Below are 16,999 nucleotides of genomic sequence, written 5' to 3'. Positions count from 1 at the left end.
ACAGTCCCTCTCCTTGGCGAAAATTTGACAGTGATACTGTCAGAATGGCAAAACACTGCCATGTCACCCACCCGACCCGTCAAGCCCCCTCTGCGCGAGCGTCGCAAAGCCGAGCTGCGCGAGGTCATCCTCGATGCGTTCGGCGAGGCGCTTCAGCAAGGTCGCACGGGCACCTACGCTGAAATCGCCGAGTTGAGCGAGATCGGCGAGCGCACGGTGTACCGATACTTTCCGTCGCGGGACGACCTGTTACGCGCGATGTGGGCGCGCGTGAGCGGTCAAGGCGGCTTTGCTCGCATGCCACAAAGCGAAGCGGACTTAACGGAATTGATCCGACCGTATTTCACCGGCTTCGACTCGCTCGCTCCGCAAACCATTGCGGTGCTGTTGACCGATGAGGGGCGGCGTCTGCGCAAGCTCATGCGGCCGGAGCGCGTCAAAGGTTATCTCGCAGCGACTCGGGAGGCGGCGAAGTCATTGCCCGAGTCGGAGCGACGCAAGGCCGCGGCCGCGATTCAGGTGCTCCACAGCGGTTATACGTGGCTGCAGATGCGTGAAGAGTGGGGTCTCGATGGGGAGGCGGCCGCGGAGGCCGTCGGGTGGGCGATCGATGTGCTGCTCAAGGATTTGCGGCGACGGGGCGCCCGGCGGTTGTCGCCGGAGTAACTGCGATGTCGGATTGGTCGGATGTGTCGATGTTGGGTGAGGTCGGAGCACTCCGGCAAACAACTGCGCTCGCCACCGGGCAGCGAGCGGCCGAAGTGCCGTTCGAACAAATCGTGCGCGATCACGGGCCGCTCTTGCGCCGGATCGCCGCCAGCTACGAAGCCGATCCCGAGCGACGTAACGAGTTGCATCAGGACATCCTGCTCGCGATCTGGCGCGCACTGCCTTCGTTCCGCAACGACTCGCTGTTACGAACGTTCCTGGCGCGCATCGCTCACAATCGCGGCGTCAGTCATGTCGCTCGTGAAGCGTCCCGGCCGCGTACGACGGAGCTGACGGAGCTCGAGCCCTCGCCACAACCGTCGCCGCTCGAGCATGCCGACATCACACATCGCCAGGCGCTCTTGATGGAGCAGGTCCGCCAATTGCCGCTCGGCATGCGTGAGCTGGTGGTGCTGACGCTGGAAGGATTCACGCCCCGCGAAATCGCCAATGTTCTGAACCTCTCGCCGAACGTCATTTCCATTCGTCTGACTCGCGCCAAGGCGATGCTTCGCAGCGCATTTACCGCACAGGACTGATCTGCTGTAGGCTTCGCAGGATGCATAACCAGACTGATCCGGGCTGGGCGGATCTTGCGGAGCTGTGGCGAGCCGATTCACAGCAGTCCGACGTCGAAGTCGTGCGAGCCACCATTGCGCGCCGGGCACGCAACGGCAAGCTGATATTCGCGTTCGATCTGGTCACCGCGGCCACCGCGCTGTCGTTCGGCGTGTGGCTGTTGATACAGCCCGAATGGGCGGCCCGCCTCATCGGAATTGCCACCATCGCTTACGCCGGCGCGGGCTTCGTGCTGAGCTTGTGGACGAGAGCGAACACCGGCCAGATTCGCACCGAGACCGTCCACCAGGCGCTGGATATTTCCATTCGACAAACCCGCGCCGGCATTCGCCTGGCCAGCTCGTCCTACATCCTGGCGGCGTTGGCGGTCGCGTTCTGTGCCATCGTTGCCTACGCCAAGGCGGGCCTGGATTGGCGGAAAGTCGCCCTCGTGTCCGCGCTGCTCATTCCGATCCTGGTCTATCACGCGTTCGCGTTGCGCCGGGATCGGCGCTATCTCGACAGCCTCCAGCAAATTCGCAACCGATTGGACGCTGCCGGGGCTGCCTAGGGGAAAGAGTTCGGCGCTCTGGAGGACTGCCTGTCGATGCAGCTTTCCGCTGCAACTGATAGGGGAGAGTCCTTTGCTTGCTCGAATCGGATTGCGTGCGCGCTGGCTGGCAGGCCTGTGCGGCGGATTACTCTTGGGCCAGGTGCCCGCTCATGCCGACGGTGAGTACGCCATTCTGGTGGCCGGCACGGCACGCGGCCAGATGACGGTCGTCAACGAAGGCCAGACCCGACGCGTCAATTTCAGCTTCGTGGATCGCGGCCGCGGGCCGGATGTCACGTCAGTCGTGCGCACCGATGCCAACGGCTTGCCGCTCGAGCTCAGCGTGAAGGGCGTGAGCTATTTGAAGGTCCCGGTGGACGAGCAGTTTCGCCGGCAAGGCGAGCTCGCCGTCTGGACCAGCTCGGCGGATCGAGGCAGCACGCCGACGCCCGGCTTCTACATGCAGCACGAAATGACATCCGATGTGTCCACCGTGCTGGCGCGAGCGCTGTTGTCGAGCAAGGATCGAGCGTTGCCACTGCTGCCGAGTGGTCGCGCCAGCATCGAGAAGGTGCTCACTCGCGATATCGACACCGCCGCGGGCAAGCGCAAGGCCACGCTTTATCTCATCGAAGGCGTTGGCTTCAGCCCCAGTCCCATCTGGCTGGACGATTCGCGTGAGTTGATGTTCGAGGGCAATGTCTGGCTGTCGGGCGTCCGCAAAGGAGCCGAAGCGGCCGTGCCCGAGCTGTTACGGGCGCAGGACGAAGCGCTCGAAAAAAGAGAGATCGCTCAGGCGCAAAAGCTGGCGCGCCGCGCGAGCGGAGCGGTCGTTTTCCAAAACGTTTCTATCTACGACGCGAACGCGCGGCAGGCGCGTCGGTCGCAAACGGTCGTCGTGCGTGGCGATCGCATCGAAGCGGTCGGTGCCAATGCTTCGGTGGCAATACCTGCGGGCGCGCAAGTCGTCGACGGTCGTGGCAAGACGCTGCTGCCCGGTTTGTTCGATATGCACGTGCACGTTTCCGCGAACAGCGATGGCTTGATGTATCTCGCCGCGGGCATCACCAGCGTTCGCGATCTGGCGAACGATATGGATTCGATCCTGGCGCGCCGAAAAGCGTTCGACAGTGGCAAGCTGCCCGGTCCGCGCATCTTTCTTGCGGGCATGGTCGATGGCAAAGGCCCACTGGCGGGTCCGACCAAGCTGCTCGTCGATACGCCTGAAGAAGCGCGTGCCGTGGTGGAGAAGCTCGCGAGCAACGGTTATCCGCAAGTGAAACTGTACAGCTCGTTGAAGCCGGAGCTGGTGCCCGTGATCGTCGAGGCGGCGCACGCGAAAGGCATGCGCGTCAGCGGACACATTCCGGCGGGCATGAACATGGAGCAGGCAGTCCGCGCGGGCTACGACGAAGTTCAGCATGCGAACTTCTGGATGCTGAATTTCATGGGACCGGAGATCAACAACAAGACCAACGGTATGACCCGGTTCCTAGCCGTTGCCGAGCACGGGCGTGAGCTCGATCTGAATTCGAAGCCGGTCGCGGACTTCATCGCGCTGTTACAACAGCGGCATACATCGCTCGATCCGACGTTGACGGTGATCGAGGACACAGTGCTCGGCGAGCCTGGTCACCCGCCGTCAAGCATCGCCGCGATGTTCAATCGTCTTCCGCCTTTGATCGCTCGCGCTTCCATCGCAAGCGGCACCGCCAAGGATGCCGACGCGCGTGAGCATCAGCGCGAGTCGTTCGTGAAGTTGCGCCAGTTTTTCAAGAAGATGTACGAGGCCAACATTCCGATGGTGGCCGGCACCGATGGCATGGCGGGTGTGGCACTGCCTCGCGAGCTGGAAATCTATGTTGAAGCGGGCCTGACGCCGTCGCAGGCGTTGTATCTGGCGACATTGGGCGCGGCAAACGTTGCCGGCGAGGGCAAGCGTCTCGGCTCCATCGAAGCCGGCAAGCTCGCGGATCTGGTGTTGGTCGACGGCGATCCCACGGTTCAGATCGGCGACGTGCGCAAAGCGACCTTGGTGATGAAGAACGGCGTGCAGTTCCGTTCCGAGGAGATGTGGCAGGCGGCTGGAGTGCGCCCGCGCTGACTTCGAACGAAGGAGGCGGTCCTGTTGGGACCGCCTCCTCAGGCATCACGCTCCCCACACTTCCTTGGCGACGCGCAGGAAGTTCTCGCCGAAGACCTTCTCGATCCGGGTCGTCGACCAGCCTTTCTTCTTGAGCAGCCGAGCCAGCTTGCGGAATTGCTCCGGTCCGGTGAGATCGGCAACGAAGAACGGGGCCGTGCCGGATTCGCCCGGTGCGGCGATGCCTTGCCGCTTGCGTTCCGCGACATAGTCGGCCTGCGCTTTCAGATATTCCGCCATGTTTGGAATTTCAGAGGTGGCGCCGTCGGTGCCGATGCCGACGTGATCCTCGCCGCACACGTTGATCGCGTGCTCGAGATGCTGGATCAGATGTTCGGAGCGCGCGTGGCCGTCTTTCGCCAGGAACGGCATGAAGTAGATGCCCACGTAACCGCCTTTCTCCGCGACCCATCGCAGCTCCTCGTCGGTCTTGTTTCGTGGCACATCGACCAGCGCACGACAGCCGGTGTGGCTGATGGAGATGGGACGTTTCGACACCCGGGCCGCATCCAGACAGGTTTGCTGACCGCTGTGAGACAGGTCGATCAGCACGGGCTGCGTGTTCAGATGCTCGACGACCTGACGGCCGAACGCGGTGAGCGGGCGATTCTCCGGTGCCATCGAGCCGTCGCCGATCTGGTTCGCTTTGTTATAAGTGAGCTGGAATACGCGCACGCCCAGGTCGGTGAAGATTTCGGCGCGCTCGGCCTTGTTGCCGACCATCTCGCCATTCTGAAAACCGTAGATGACGCCGACTTTGCGTTCGGCGCGAGCGCGACGCACGTCCTGCGTGGTGAGCACTTTGATCAGCTGATTGGGGCGCTGTCGGAGAATGCGGTCGAAGCGGCCGATGTCCGCGACCGTATGCTCGAAGGGATCCGCATCGCCCGAAACATAGCCGACCGTGACGTTCACGGCCGCAAGCCCGGAGGCCAGCGTGTCGCGCACGGCCGAGTCGGTGACCATGCCCGGCAATGTATGGACGATGATATTGCTGGTGGATTTCATGATGTCCGCGGCCACGTCGTAACCGAACAGCGAACCGAGCGTGTTGACGACCGTCATGCCCGCCAACGGATCGTCAGTCGCGACATCGGCCAGCGCCTGGCCGCCGGCGGCGGCGAGCGGCAGGGCGGACATGGCCAGCAACACTTGCCGGCGGTTCAGGCCGGCATCCGTGGCGTCCGGCGGTGAGGATTTGTCATAGGTCATGGAAGGAGCCTCTTGGTGGCAGATCGGCGTAACAGTCCCTGGCTCGCCTGACTTCTTTCTTTCCGAAGGCACCGCTGGATGCAGCCAGGCAAGCGCCCGCCGGCAAATCGCGGCTGCATGCCGGTGAGCATTCCAGCGAGGGCGGGCGCCATGCTGGTAATATCTGCGCGACTTGCAGAGGAGGGGCTGTCATGGCTTGGTGGGCCTGGATGATCGTCGCCGCGATCTCGCTCGCGTTCGAGATGTTCGTGCTCGACGCGCAGTTCTACCTCGTGTTCTTTGGCATTTCCGCCGCCATCATCGGCTTCCTCGGCCTCGCTGGCGTGAACATGCCGGATTGGGTGCAGTTTCTCGCGCTCTCCGTCCTGGCCGTTACCTCGATGCTCACCTTTCGCAAGCGCGCGTATGAACTCGTGCGCAATCGCACTGGCCATGTCGAAGAGCGCCTGACCGTCGGCGATCGGGTCACCGTGCCGGTCCGGCTCGAGCCTTCGCAAACCTGCCGTGTCGACTATCGCGGCTCTTCCTGGACCGCGCGCAACGTCGATGAGACGCCGATCGAAGCCGGCCGGGAAGCGGTGATCGCGCGCGTCGATGGCCTGGTGCTGATGGTGCGCGCGATCGCTTGACGCGCCTTCCTGTCGATATTCGTCAACCCTGGAGGAGGTACTCGTGAGCACAACTATGTTTGTGGTGCTGGCTTTCCTTGTGCTGGTGTTCATCGTCCTGATGAAAACCGCCATCGTCGTGCCTCAGCAGAGCGCGTTCGTGGTCGAAACGCTCGGCCGCTACAGCCGCACGCTACAGGCGGGCTTCCACATTCTGGTGCCGTTCGTCGAGCGCATCGCTTACAAACATACGTTGAAGGAAGACGCGCTCGATATTCCCGAGCAGGTATGTATCACCAAGGACAACGTGCAGGTTGGCGTCGACGGAGTGCTGTATATGCAGGTGTTGGATGCGCGCAGCGCTTCGTACGGCATCACCAACTATCGCTTCGCCATCATCCAGCTGGCGCAGACGACCTTGCGTAGTGAGATCGGCAAGATCGATCTCGATCGCACGTTCGAGGCACGCGCCACGATCAATGCGAACGTGGTCAGCGAGCTCGACCACGCGTCCGCCGCGTGGGGCGTGAAGGTCCTGCGCTACGAGATCAAGAACATCAACCCGCCCAAGGATGTGCTGCACGCGATGGAAAAGCAGATGCGCGCCGAGCGAGAGAAGCGCGCCGTCGTGCTCACCTCCGAAGGCGATCGCGATGCCAAGATCAACCAGGCGGAAGGCGAGAAGCAGCGCGTGATCAAGGAATCCGAGGCGAAGAAGCAGCAGCAGATCAACGAAGCGCACGGCCAGGCCGAAGCCATTCTCGCGGTTGCCACTGCGACTGCTGAAGGCTTGAAACGCGTCGGTGGGGCGCTGGCGGGCACTGGCGGTATGGAAGCCATGCAGCTGCGCGTCGCGGAAGAGTACGTGAAGCAATTCGGCAAGCTGGCGGATGAGGCGTCGAGCACGCTGATCGTGCCGGCCACGCTGAGCGACATCTCTTCGATGATTGCGATGGCGACCAGCGTGGTGAAGCTGCAGAACAAGACCAGCTGATCATCATCTAAGTGGTGCGCACACGCGAAGTGCGCACCACTGTCTCGCTAGCGCTGCGATTGCAGCAGCCGGCTCACGACCCGCTCGAGTTGCGTCAACGTGCCGCATTCATCCACCTGATGGCAGTACGGCGCATAATGGCGCATCTCGGAATCGCCGGTGTTCCATGCCGGGCGCGACTCCGGATTGAGCCAGATCACGCGGCGTGCGCGGTCGTAAACTTCTTTGAGGACGTCCGTCCTCGGATCGCCATAGTTGTTGCGTGCGTCGCCGAGAATGATGACGGTGCTGCGCTTGTCGATCTCTTCCAGACACAGCTTGCGGAAATCGGCGAGTGCCTGGCCGTAATCGGTCGAGCCGTTGCCGTACTGGCGCAGGGCCAGCGCGATGGCGTCGTCGATGTCGTTGCGTGCGAACAGGTTGGAGATCTCGCCGAGGTCGGAAGAGAAAGCGAACGAGCGCACCTTCGGCAGCACTTCCTCCAGGCTGTATAGAAACATCAGCATGAAGCGTGCGTAGTTCGCGACCGAGCCGCTCACGTCGCAGATGGCGAAGACCTTGGGCTGGTCGGTTTTCACCGATTTCCAGTGCAGGTCGAAGATCGCGTCGTCGTATTTCAAATTTCGCCGCAGCGTGCGGGGCACGTGCAGTTGGCCGCGACGAAATACTTTGCGTCGGCGCGAGTACGCCGCGACGAGCTTGCGGGCCATCCGGTGAACGAGGTCGTGAAGCAGACGATGATGGCGCTGCTCCAAGGTCGACAGTCGCAAGTTGCGGAGCAGGCTCTCGCGAAGGCGTCGGCCGGTGACATCGGCGTGCAATAGGAACTGATGTTCGACGTAGTCGCGGATGCGCTCGTGCAGCCAGTCGCGGCGCCGGCCGAGATCCTGCGCCAGACGCCGGTCAGGGATCGCGTCGCTGGCCATCAACGTGAAGATTTCCTGTTGCAGCTCAGTGTGGCCCATCGCGTCCAGAATGCGGCGGGTGTAGAGACCTTTCTGCGTGAACAGCTCGATCTGGTGAACTTTGACCTGCTGACCGGCGGCGCTGATGGCCACGTTGATCTCGATCGTGTTGGCTCGCGTGAGCAGCTGACCGAGCGCGGATTGAGCAGCCGACATTTCGCCGATGCCGAGCGATTCAGTCTCATCGGTCGTTTCGCGAGCCACGTGCACGGCGTTGCTACCGCCTTCACCGCGTCCGGTGCGCTTGCCCTGTGATTCGCCGCTGCCGCCAGCATCGGCATTGCCGGGCTGTGCGTCGTCGCCATCATCCGTGGCAGAGCTGTCGCCATCGCTACCAGAGGCATCCGATGCGGGTAAAGGCGAGCGCTCGCGAAACGAGAAGAACTGATCGAAGCACGTGTCGAACGCGGCCTTCTCATCCGGCGTCTTGGGCAGGACCAGAGCAAGGCTGTCCTTCAACAACTGCCGATCTCGATAGCCCACCAACTGGACCGTGCTGAATGCATCCAGCGTCTCCGCCGGCGAGATGCGCACGTCGGCGTTACGAAGCGCCCGGATGAAGTTGGTCAGCAACTGGTCCATGACGTTGTCAGGAGCGAGTCGCCTTGTCGGTCAGGCCGCGCAGCTCGGGCTGCACGCTCTCGATGTCTTCCTGAAACTTCAGAATCACATTCATGGTATTGCGCACTACCTCCGGATCGAGCCGGTCCGCGTGCAACAGGAGCAGGGTACGCGCCCAATCGATAGTTTCGCTGATGGACGGCACCTTCTTCAGATCCAGTTCGCGCAGGTCGTGAATGAACCGAACCAATTGCTCGCGCAGCTGCGGGGCGATCTCCGGGACGCGAGCGTTGACGATGCGTTGCTCGAGCGAGATGTCCGGGAACGGAATATACAAATGCAGGCAGCGGCGCTTGAGTGCGTCCGAAATCTCGCGCGTGTTGTTACTGGTCAGGAATACAAGCGGCGGAGTATGTCGCGCCTTCACGGTACCGATCTCCGGAATCGACACCTGATAGTCCGACAGCAGTTCCAACAGCAACGACTCGAACTCGTGGTCGGACTTGTCCACCTCGTCGATCAGCAGCACGCAGCCACGCTCTTCTCGCAGCGCCTTCAACAGCGGGCGTGCCTCGAGGAATTCCTCAGAGAAAAAGATATCGCCGAACTCATGCAGTCGCTGCACCGATTCCGCAAAGCCCTTCGCGCCCTGCAGAACTTCATCCAGGGTTTGCTTGAGCACCTGCGTGTACAGCAGCTGCTTGCCATACTTCCACTCGTACAACGCCTTGGCTTCATCGAGCCCTTCGTAGCACTGCAGACGGATCAGCGGCAGCTCGAACATCTCGGCGGTGGTCTTGGCGAGCTCGGTCTTGCCGACGCCGGGCGGGCCTTCGATCAATACCGGCTTGCGCAGGTGATAGGCGAGGTACACCGCGGTGGCGATCTGATCGGAGCAGATGTAACGGTGCGCCTCCAGGTGCTGTTTCAAGGAGGCAACGGAGGCGGCAATGCTGGGGATATCGGCCATAGTCAGTGAGTGTCCGCCTCGGGCGGCGCAGATGCAATCGGCCGTTCCTGCGTCCTCGTGCGATTGATTTGTGCTGCTGGGTGGGAGACCTGCGAGCTTTGCTTTAAGCTTGCGGCCACATGAGCAGCGCCATTGCCTTCGAGCATGTAACCCACCGCTATCCGCACGCGGTCGCGGTAGATGACGTCAGCCTGCGAGTCGAGCCGGGCGAAACTGTGGCGCTGATCGGTCCGAGCGGCTGTGGCAAGTCGACCTTGCTCAAGCTGGCCGCCGGACTGGTGCGGCCTCAGCAGGGCTCGGTGTTCGTGACCGACCGCGCATTGGCGCCGGATAATCTGCTCGAGATTCGTCATCGCATCGGCTACGTGATTCAGTCCGGCGGCTTGTTTCCTCATTTGAGCGCGGTCGATAACGTGACATTGGCGGCGCGATTTCTGAAGCGCGAGCGCCAATGGATCGCGACTCGCGTCAGCGAGCTGGCGGAGCTCGTGCAGCTGCCCCTCGATGCGCTGGATCGATTCCCCAACAACCTTTCCGGCGGCCAGCGGCAGCGCGTGAGTCTGATGCGTGCGCTGATGCTCGATCCTGCCGTCCTGCTGCTCGACGAGCCGTTGGGGGCGCTCGATCCCATGGTGAGGCATGGCTTGCAGGAGGATCTGCGTCGTTTATTTCAGCGGCTGCGAAAGTCGGTGCTGCTGGTGACGCACGACATGGCGGAGGCCGCGTTCTTTTCGCAGCACATCGTGCTGATGCGTGAAGGCAAGATCGTGCAGCGGGGCAGCTATCGAGACCTGATCGACGCGCCCGCCGAGCAATTCGTCAGCGACTTCGTGAAAGCGCAGCGCGGGCTACATACAGAGGCGCTCGATGCCTGAGTCGCGCAGCTGGTTTCGTGTGATGCTGACGATTGCCGTCCTGAGCTTCGGCTCGACGGCACTTGCTGCCAAGACAGTCATTGGCTCGAAGGCATTTACCGAGTCGGTCATTCTCGGCGAGATCGCGGCTCAACTGACGGAAGAGGCTGGCTTTGATGCCGAGCATCGACGTCAGCTTGGCGGTACTCGAGTGCTGTGGAGCGCGCTCGTCCGCGGTGACATCCAGTGCTATCCCGAGTACACGGGAACGCTTCGTACAGAAATCTTCTCCAGCCAGAACATCACCAACGATGCCGAGCTGCGCGAGGCGTTGGCGAAACAATCCATCTGGACGTCGACGTCGCTAGGGTTCAATAACACCTACGTGCTCGGCATGAGGCGCGATCGTGCGGCGGAGTTGGGCATCACGCGCATGTCGCAACTCGCCGATCATCCGACGCTGCGTTTCGGGTTCAGTAACGAGTTCATGGAGCGCGCCGATGGTTGGCCGGGCATTCGCGCTCACTATCGTTTGCCGCAGCAGGATGTTCGCGGTCTGTCGCATGATCTTGCGTATCGCGGGTTGCAATCCCGATCGCTGGATCTCACCGATCTCTATTCCACGGACGCCGAGATCGTTCACTACGATCTCACGACGCTGGTGGACGACGCTAAATTCTTCCCGGTCTATGACGCCATCATCGTCTGTCGCGACGACGTGTCCGATGCGATTCGAGAATCTTTGAATCGTCTTGGCGGACGCATCGATGAAAGGGCCATGACGAAGATGAACGCACGAGCTGCGTTGGATCGCGAACCCGAGGCGCAGATCGCGGCGAGTTTTCTGCGCGACCAGTTGCATGTGAGTGCTGAGGCGAAAGTTCAATCGCGAGCCGCCCGCATCTGGCAGCGGACCCGTGAGCACCTGGCGATGGTGGGCATCTCGCTCGGGCTGGCAGTGCTGGTGGCTGTGCCCTTGGGAATTATCGCGTGCTATCGCCGTGGCGTCGGGCGAGTAGTGTTTGCGATCGCGGATATCTTGCAAACCTTGCCGGCACTGGCGTTGCTGGTGTTCCTGATTCCGTGGCTCGGGATCGGTTACGCGCCCGCCATCGTGGCGTTGTTTCTATACAGCGTGCTGCCGATTCTCAGGAACACGCACACTGGGTTGGCAGATATACCGAGAGATCTGCGCGAGTCTGCCGAGGCTTTGGGCCTGCCGCGCATAGCGAGGTTACGCTATGTCGAACTGCCGCTCGCCGCACGCTCGATGCTGGCTGGCGTAAGAACGGCTGCTGTGATCAATGTGGGCACGGCGACGCTCGGTGCTCTGATCGGTGCCGGCGGTTATGGTCAGCCCATCCTCACCGGTATCCGGCTCGATGATACGAAGTTGATTCTCGAGGGCGCGGTGCCCGCCGCGGTGCTCGCACTGCTCGTGCAGTGGGTGTTCGGCTGGGTCGAGCGTCGCTGGGTCACGGCGAAGTAGTTCAAAGGCCCAGCTTTCTGATCAGCGTCCGCGCGTCCACGGGCGCACGCAGCTTCACGTCGGTGTTGTCGAAGTAGCAATAGACGTCTCGCGGCTTAGACGTCGGCGGCTTGCGCTTGGTGACTTTCTGAGTACTGCGCAGCTCGCTCCCGCTATGCCAGGCTTCGATGCGCTTGGCCCATTTCTCCAGTGCGCGATCGCTGTAGCCGCTTTGATAGAGCGTCTTGTCGCCGTGCAGACGCATGTACACGAAATCGGCGGTTATGTCGTGCATCATGGGAAAGCGCTGTGCCGTCTCGGCGATCACCAGTGCGATGTTGTGCTCGCGAAGCAGTTCGATGAACGACGGATCGCAGAAGCTCTCGTGACGGATCTCCATCGCATGTCGCAGCGGCCGACGCGTGTCGATCGCCAGCCTGGACCGGCCGGTCATGCGCGAATCGCGCCCGCGCGCGAGCTTCAACGCGGCTTCGGTATCGTGCGGCAACAGCTCGAAGAACTTTGTGAGCTTTTGTCGGTCATATCTGAAGTTGGGCGGGAATTGCCAGAGAATGGGACCGAGCTTACGGCGCAGATTGAACACGCCGGAGGCGAAGAAATTCGCGAGCGGCGTTTCCACATCGCGCAGTTTTTTCATATGCGTGATGAAGCGCGGGCCTTTGACCGCGAATACGAAATCGTCCGGGGTCTCGTCGTGCCAGCTCTGGTAGCTCGCCGGATATTGCAACGAATAGAAGGAGCCGTTGATCTCGATCGTGGGCAGCACGCGCGATGCGTAGTGCAACTCCAGTCGTTGGGGCAGATCTTTCGGATAAAACACCCCGCGCCAGGGCGTGTAGCGCCATCCGGAAATGCCAATGCGTATGCGGGCCATGCTCAGCAACGATTCATGCCGGGCGCGGGTGCCCGGTCACATCCTCGATTTTCGCAACAGGGGCCTCAGCGGCCCGCGCGGAACTCTATCGATGAGTGCGCGTTCAACTCTCTTGGATTTGTCTACGGTAAGACGGTCGCCATCATGAACAAACAAATCTCATCCTCGGTGAAGCGCGCATTGGCGGGGCGCCGGTACGTATTGCCGGTGGGCCTGCTTCTATGTTGCGCGTCCTCGAGCGCGTTTGCGTCCGGCTTCGCTTTGCTGGAACAGAGCTCGAGCAGGCTCGGGACCGCATTCGCGGGCACGGCGGCCGCGGCCGACGATGCGACTACGATTTTCTACAATCCCGCCGGTCTCGCGAAGCTCACGGAAACTGAATTTGTGGTGGTGGCGAGCGGCGTGCTCATCAAATCCGAGTTCAACAATCAGAACTCGCAAGTCGCGCTCGGTCAGCCGTTGGGCGGCGAGGGTGGCGACGCTGGCGGTTGGAATGCGGTGCCGGCGGCTTATTTCGCGCTGCCGATCAACGATCAGTTCGCCTTTGGTTTCGGCATCAATGCACCGTTCGGCCTGAAGCTCGAGTATGACAACGGCTGGATGGGCCGCTTCCAGTCGCTCAACAACGAGATCCAGACTTATAACTTCAATCCCTCGCTGTCGTGGCGAGTGAACAAGCAGTTGAGTTTTGGCATCGGTGCGGACTATCAGCGCATTACGGCGGAGCTCACCAACTCGGTGAACTACACCGCGGTCGTCGCGCAAGGATTGCAAACATTGGTGGCCGCCGGTCAGGTGCCCGCGATCGCCGTGCCGGGGTTGATTCAAGCCAACGCCGGGCTCGAAGGTCACACCGCCGTGCGCGGCGATGACAGTGCGTGGGGCTTCAATGCCGGCGTGTTGTTCGAGTTCTCGGATGACACGCGTGTGGGTCTTTCGTATCGATCCACAATCGACTACACGCTCGAAGGTGGCGTGCGTTTCGACGCGCCGACTTCGACCAATGCCATTGGACAGAGCATCATCGCAGCCGCCTCCGCGCCCGGAGCAACATTGGCCACCGGCCCGGCGACGGTGGATTTGAAACTGCCGGACATCGCGACGGCTTCTTTCTATCACCGGATGGGCAAGGTCGAGTTGTTGGCGGATGTCGCGTGGACCGGCTGGAGCAGCATTCAAGAGCTGCGCATCGTGCGCGACACCGGCGCGGTGTTGTCAGTAACGCCGGAGCGTTGGAAAGACACCTGGCGGTATGCGATCGGCGCGACGTATCAGCTCAACGATCAATGGAAATTGCGCGGCGGTGTCGCTTACGACGGCACCAATGTTCCGGACAGCACGCGTACCGCGCGATTGCCGGATTCAGAGCGGACGTGGGTGGCTATCGGTGCCCAGTGGAAGCCCGCCGACGCGTGGGTTGTCGACGTCGGCTATGCGCATTTGTTTGCCGACGACGTGCCGTTGAATCAAGACGACGGCAACGCCGTGGCGCGGGGCTTTCTGATCGGCGAGCAGACGTCGGCCGTGGATATCGTCAGCGCCCAGCTGGCTTATAAGTTCTGAGCGTTGATTCGCTCGGACAGCACCGTGTAGTTACGATGCAGGGTCTGCACGAACTGATGCAGATCCTGCAGCGTGCCGGTGTTGACGATGACATCGTCGGCGGCATCGAGCCGGTCTTCGCGTGACGCTTGCGCGGCGAGAATTTGCCGGGCTTGTTCCTCGCTCGAGCCGTCGCGCGCCAGCAGACGTTTCAACTGATCCTCCTGGCTGGTGTCCACCAGTAACACCCGATCGTAGAGATCGGCGCGCCCGCTTTCGACGAGCAACGGGATGACGTGAATTTGGTAAGGCCCTTGCGCGCGTTGTGCTCTGGCCGCCAGCTCTTCTCGAATCGCCGGATGCGTGATGGCTTCGAGGCGCTTGCGTTGCTCCGGATCGGCGAACACGCGGGTTCGCATGCGGGCGCGATCGAGACGACCGCTGGCATCGAGAATGTCGCTGCCGAATTCCGTGACCAGCCTGGCCAGCGTCGGCGTACCGGGCTCGACCACGTCGCGTGCGATTTGATCGGTATCCAGCACAGGAGCGCCGAGCTGAGCGAAGAGCTCCGCGACGGCGCTCTTGCCGCTGGCAATGCCGCCGGTCAACCCGATCAGCAGGGGACGGAAATTCTTGGGGGCAGTGGCGTTCATCGCGGCCAGTGTAGGAGGCTCGCGCGGGCCGGGCAATTGGCCCATTCAGCAGTTGTGAGCTATTTCAGCCCTGTGGTCGTGACGTAGTAGCTCACCAGCCGATCGCCCCACATCAAAGCGATCCAGCCGGCGGCCGCGAGGTAGGGGCCGAACGGGATGGGAATGTTCCGGTCGCGGCCGCGAAGCACGATCAGTGCGATACCGACCGCCGCGCCTACGAACGCGGAGAGCAGGATGATGAGCAGCAGCATCTGCCAGCCGAGCCAGGCGCCGAGTGCGGCCAGCAGCTTGAAGTCGCCGTAGCCCATGCCTTCCTTGCCGGTGAGCAGCTTGAACAGCTTATAGATGCTCCACAAGCTCAGGTAACCGAACACTGCGCCCAGGATGCTGGAGCGAGCATCGACCGGGAGGCCGAATTCCGGCAGCGTCGGTGCGAGACTGAGCAGCAGACCGAGCCACAGCAAGGGCAGCGTAATGTCGTCCGGCAACAGCTGATGATCGATATCGATGGCACTCAACGCCACCAGGGCCCAGGTGAGCAGCAACGCCGCTCCACAATACCAAGTGAAGCCGAACTTCCACGCGACGGCCGCCGAGACCACGCCGGTGAACAATTCGATTAACGGATAGCGAATGGAAATCCTGGTCTTGCACCTGGCGCAGGCGCCGCGCAGGAACAGATAGCTGATGACCGGAATGTTCTGCAGCGCCGTGATCGGCGCTCCGCACTTCGGACAAGCGGAGCGGGGCACGACGAGGTTGTACGGCTGCTGCTCGACAGGCGCGGCGCGCGGCGGATCGTAGAGGTTCGGGCCGAGAATTTCCTGAGCCTGGGTTTTCCATTCCCGCTCCATCATGATGGGCAGGCGATGAATGACGACGTTGAGGAAGCTGCCGACCAGCAGGCCGAGCACCAGCATCGAGACCGTCCATGCCGTCGGCGAGGAGGTCAGCAGGTACATCGTTGAGCCCAGCAAGTCTTGCATGGTCAGTTACAAAAACGCCGCGCCTTTGAGCGGGCGCGGCGTTCGTTTGTTATTGGAAGTAAGGTCGGAGCTTACACGACCGCGCCGAGCTTGAAGATCGGCAGATACATCGCGATCACCAGGCCGCCGACCAGCACACCCAGGATGGCCATGATGAGCGGCTCGAGCAAGCTGCTCATCGCATCCACGGCCGCGTCCACGTCCGCTTCGTAGAAGTCCGCGACTTTGCCGGCCATGGCGTCCAGCGAGCCGGACTCTTCGCCGACCGCGATCATTTGAATGACCATGTTCGGGAACAGACCGGTCGATTCCATCGAGCGCTGCAGACGCTGACCGGTCGAGACTTCGTCGCGAATCTTCAGCGTGGCTTCCTCGAACACGATATTGCCGGTTGCGCCGGCAACGGAGGTCAGCGCTTCGACCAGCGGCACGCCGGCGGCGAACATGGTCGCGAGCGTACGCGAGTAACGAGCGATGGCGGCCTTCTCCATGATCGGTCCGACGACCGGCGCCTTCAGCATCATGCGGTCGAGCGTCCGGCGCATGGGACGAGAACGTTTCTTGAAATAGAAGAACGCATAGCCCGCGCCGCCGAAGATCGCAGCCAGGATCCAACCTTTGGTCTGCACGAACTTCGACATGTTGATGACCATCTGCGTGAACGCGGGCAGATCGGCGCCGAAGCCTTTGAACAGCGATTCGAACTGCGGAATCACGAAGATCAACAGAATGACCGTGACGATGACCGCAACCGCGAGCACCGCCGCCGGATAGAACAGCGCCTTTTTGATTTTCTTTTTCAGAGCTTCGGTCTTTTCCTTGTAGGTGGCGATCTTGTCGAGCAAGGTCTCGAGCGCACCGGCCTGCTCGCCGGCTTCGACCAGGTTCACGAACAGATCGTCGAAATACAGCGGATGTTTGCCGAGCGCTTCGTGCAGCGAGGTGCCCGATTCGATGTCGGCCTTAATCGCCAGCACCAGTTTTTGCACCGAAGGCTTGTCGTGACCGTTACCGATGATGTCGAAACATTGCACCATCGGAATACCCGCCTGCAGCATGGTGGCGAGCTGACGGGCGAACAGCGCGATGTCGGCGGCATCGACCTTCTTGCCGCTCTTGAACAGCTGCGTTTCCTTGCGCACCCTTTTTGCGAGCACGCCCTGACGGCGCAGATCGGCTTTGACCGCGGCTTCGGACACCGCGAGCATCTTTCCCTTGATGCGCTTGCCTTTCTTGTCCGTGCCTTCCCAGACAAACGGGAATTGCTGGCTGGATGCTACTTGGGCCATGGTCTAGGTCCTTGCTCGATGACTTTGCAAGTATGCGCGG

Annotated in this window: 16 protein-coding genes; 9 read left to right on the top strand and 7 right to left on the bottom strand. The window is 61.8% G+C overall.

The window, feature by feature from the left end:
- Window positions 1-60 precede the first annotated feature (60 nt).
- The 4 genes from ACFPN2_RS10435 (at window position 61) to ACFPN2_RS10420 (ending at window position 3,923) form a co-directional block, all read left to right on the top strand.
- The gene (locus ACFPN2_RS10435; protein WP_380596545.1) at window positions 61-666 is read left to right on the top strand and encodes a TetR/AcrR family transcriptional regulator; all 606 of its coding nucleotides are present in this window, start codon (window positions 61-63) and stop codon (window positions 664-666) included.
- A 5-nt stretch (window positions 667-671) separates the two neighbouring features.
- Window positions 672-1,247 carry an RNA polymerase sigma factor gene (locus ACFPN2_RS10430; protein WP_380596544.1) on the top strand — a complete coding sequence of 192 codons (576 nt, stop codon included), beginning with the start codon at window positions 672-674 and terminating at the stop codon, window positions 1,245-1,247.
- A gap of 20 nt (window positions 1,248-1,267) precedes the next feature.
- The gene (locus ACFPN2_RS10425) at window positions 1,268-1,837 is read left to right on the top strand and encodes a hypothetical protein (protein WP_380596543.1); all 570 of its coding nucleotides are present in this window, start codon (window positions 1,268-1,270) and stop codon (window positions 1,835-1,837) included.
- 73 nt (window positions 1,838-1,910) lie between these two features.
- On the top strand, window positions 1,911-3,923 hold the full coding sequence (locus ACFPN2_RS10420) for an amidohydrolase family protein (RefSeq protein ID WP_380596542.1): 2,013 nt from the start codon (window positions 1,911-1,913) through the stop codon (window positions 3,921-3,923).
- Window positions 3,924-3,968: 45 nt separating this feature from the next.
- On the opposite strand, the gene ACFPN2_RS10415 is transcribed toward ACFPN2_RS10420, so the two are convergent.
- Entirely contained in the window at window positions 3,969-5,174 is a 1,206-nt protein-coding gene (locus ACFPN2_RS10415) for a dipeptidase (protein ID WP_380596541.1), read from the bottom strand.
- 191 nt (window positions 5,175-5,365) lie between these two features.
- On the opposite strand from ACFPN2_RS10415, the gene ACFPN2_RS10410 reads away from it, so the two are divergent.
- Both ACFPN2_RS10410 and ACFPN2_RS10405 read left to right on the top strand, forming a co-directional pair.
- The gene (locus ACFPN2_RS10410; protein WP_380596540.1) at window positions 5,366-5,803 is read left to right on the top strand and encodes an NfeD family protein; all 438 of its coding nucleotides are present in this window, start codon (window positions 5,366-5,368) and stop codon (window positions 5,801-5,803) included.
- Between the two features lie 55 nt (window positions 5,804-5,858).
- Window positions 5,859-6,776, top strand: coding sequence for an SPFH domain-containing protein (locus tag ACFPN2_RS10405; RefSeq protein ID WP_380600096.1), 918 nt, complete (start codon window positions 5,859-5,861; stop codon window positions 6,774-6,776).
- Window positions 6,777-6,823: 47 nt separating this feature from the next.
- Here the strand turns inward: ACFPN2_RS10405 and ACFPN2_RS10400 are convergent, their stop codons facing one another.
- Both ACFPN2_RS10400 and ACFPN2_RS10395 read right to left on the bottom strand, forming a co-directional pair.
- Window positions 6,824-8,323, bottom strand: coding sequence for a VWA domain-containing protein (locus ACFPN2_RS10400; protein WP_380596539.1), 1,500 nt, complete (start codon window positions 8,321-8,323; stop codon window positions 6,824-6,826).
- Window positions 8,324-8,330: 7 nt separating this feature from the next.
- Window positions 8,331-9,272 carry an AAA family ATPase gene (locus tag ACFPN2_RS10395; RefSeq protein ID WP_380596538.1) on the bottom strand — a complete coding sequence of 314 codons (942 nt, stop codon included), beginning with the start codon at window positions 9,270-9,272 and terminating at the stop codon, window positions 8,331-8,333.
- 119 nt (window positions 9,273-9,391) lie between these two features.
- Between ACFPN2_RS10395 and ACFPN2_RS10390 the strand changes: the two genes are divergently transcribed.
- Together ACFPN2_RS10390 and ACFPN2_RS10385 are read left to right on the top strand one after the other, a co-directional pair.
- The gene (locus tag ACFPN2_RS10390) at window positions 9,392-10,147 is read left to right on the top strand and encodes an ATP-binding cassette domain-containing protein (protein WP_380596537.1); all 756 of its coding nucleotides are present in this window, start codon (window positions 9,392-9,394) and stop codon (window positions 10,145-10,147) included.
- Entirely contained in the window at window positions 10,140-11,615 is a 1,476-nt protein-coding gene (locus ACFPN2_RS10385) for an ABC transporter permease/substrate-binding protein (protein WP_380596536.1), read from the top strand. Before ACFPN2_RS10390 ends, ACFPN2_RS10385 begins: the two co-directional genes overlap by 8 nt.
- 1 nt (window position 11,616) lies before the next feature.
- Here the strand turns inward: ACFPN2_RS10385 and ACFPN2_RS10380 are convergent, their stop codons facing one another.
- The gene (locus tag ACFPN2_RS10380) at window positions 11,617-12,489 is read right to left on the bottom strand and encodes a DUF72 domain-containing protein (RefSeq protein ID WP_380596535.1); all 873 of its coding nucleotides are present in this window, start codon (window positions 12,487-12,489) and stop codon (window positions 11,617-11,619) included.
- Window positions 12,490-12,633: 144 nt separating this feature from the next.
- Here ACFPN2_RS10380 and ACFPN2_RS10375 point away from each other — a divergent pair, with 144 nt between their 5' ends.
- Complete coding sequence (locus ACFPN2_RS10375) at window positions 12,634-14,052, top strand: OmpP1/FadL family transporter (protein ID WP_380596534.1); 1,419 nt, start codon at window positions 12,634-12,636, stop codon at window positions 14,050-14,052.
- On the opposite strand, the gene coaE is transcribed toward ACFPN2_RS10375, so the two are convergent.
- The 3 genes from coaE to ACFPN2_RS10360 all read right to left on the bottom strand — a co-directional run bounded on the left by coaE (window position 14,040) and on the right by ACFPN2_RS10360 (window position 16,959).
- On the bottom strand, window positions 14,040-14,684 hold the full coding sequence (coaE, locus tag ACFPN2_RS10370; RefSeq protein ID WP_380596533.1) for a dephospho-CoA kinase: 645 nt from the start codon (window positions 14,682-14,684) through the stop codon (window positions 14,040-14,042). The genes ACFPN2_RS10375 and coaE overlap by 13 nt on opposite strands.
- Window positions 14,685-14,743: 59 nt before the next feature.
- A complete protein-coding gene (locus tag ACFPN2_RS10365) occupies window positions 14,744-15,670 on the bottom strand; it encodes a prepilin peptidase (protein WP_380596532.1) in 927 nt (308 codons plus the stop codon).
- A 71-nt stretch (window positions 15,671-15,741) separates the two neighbouring features.
- Window positions 15,742-16,959, bottom strand: coding sequence for a type II secretion system F family protein (locus ACFPN2_RS10360; RefSeq protein WP_380596531.1), 1,218 nt, complete (start codon window positions 16,957-16,959; stop codon window positions 15,742-15,744).
- Between the last annotated feature and the right edge of the window lie 40 nt (window positions 16,960-16,999).

Origin of the sequence: Steroidobacter flavus (genome assembly GCF_042651805.1) — a bacterium.
GTDB classification, from domain to species: Bacteria; Pseudomonadota; Gammaproteobacteria; order Steroidobacterales; family Steroidobacteraceae; genus Steroidobacter; species Steroidobacter flavus.
Note: the sequence above shows the minus strand (reverse complement) of the source record. Positions and strands in the feature narration are given on the sequence as shown.

Coding starts and splice junctions, on each gene's coding strand:
- coaE (WP_380596533.1), bottom strand. CDS start 14,684: ATGAACGCCACTGCCCCCAAGAATTTCCGTCCCCTGCTGATCGGGTTG.
- ACFPN2_RS10415 (WP_380596541.1), bottom strand. CDS start 5,174: ATGACCTATGACAAATCCTCACCGCCGGACGCCACGGATGCCGGCCTG.
- ACFPN2_RS10380 (WP_380596535.1), bottom strand. CDS start 12,489: ATGGCCCGCATACGCATTGGCATTTCCGGATGGCGCTACACGCCCTGG.
- ACFPN2_RS10400 (WP_380596539.1), bottom strand. CDS start 8,323: ATGGACCAGTTGCTGACCAACTTCATCCGGGCGCTTCGTAACGCCGAC.
- ACFPN2_RS10365 (WP_380596532.1), bottom strand. CDS start 15,670: ATGCAAGACTTGCTGGGCTCAACGATGTACCTGCTGACCTCCTCGCCG.
- ACFPN2_RS10425 (WP_380596543.1), top strand. CDS start 1,268: ATGCATAACCAGACTGATCCGGGCTGGGCGGATCTTGCGGAGCTGTGG.
- ACFPN2_RS10390 (WP_380596537.1), top strand. CDS start 9,392: ATGAGCAGCGCCATTGCCTTCGAGCATGTAACCCACCGCTATCCGCAC.
- ACFPN2_RS10375 (WP_380596534.1), top strand. CDS start 12,634: ATGAACAAACAAATCTCATCCTCGGTGAAGCGCGCATTGGCGGGGCGC.
- ACFPN2_RS10405 (WP_380600096.1), top strand. CDS start 5,859: ATGTTTGTGGTGCTGGCTTTCCTTGTGCTGGTGTTCATCGTCCTGATG.
- ACFPN2_RS10435 (WP_380596545.1), top strand. CDS start 61: ATGTCACCCACCCGACCCGTCAAGCCCCCTCTGCGCGAGCGTCGCAAA.
- ACFPN2_RS10395 (WP_380596538.1), bottom strand. CDS start 9,272: ATGGCCGATATCCCCAGCATTGCCGCCTCCGTTGCCTCCTTGAAACAG.
- ACFPN2_RS10430 (WP_380596544.1), top strand. CDS start 672: ATGTCGGATTGGTCGGATGTGTCGATGTTGGGTGAGGTCGGAGCACTC.
- ACFPN2_RS10410 (WP_380596540.1), top strand. CDS start 5,366: ATGGCTTGGTGGGCCTGGATGATCGTCGCCGCGATCTCGCTCGCGTTC.
- ACFPN2_RS10360 (WP_380596531.1), bottom strand. CDS start 16,959: ATGGCCCAAGTAGCATCCAGCCAGCAATTCCCGTTTGTCTGGGAAGGC.
- ACFPN2_RS10385 (WP_380596536.1), top strand. CDS start 10,140: ATGCCTGAGTCGCGCAGCTGGTTTCGTGTGATGCTGACGATTGCCGTC.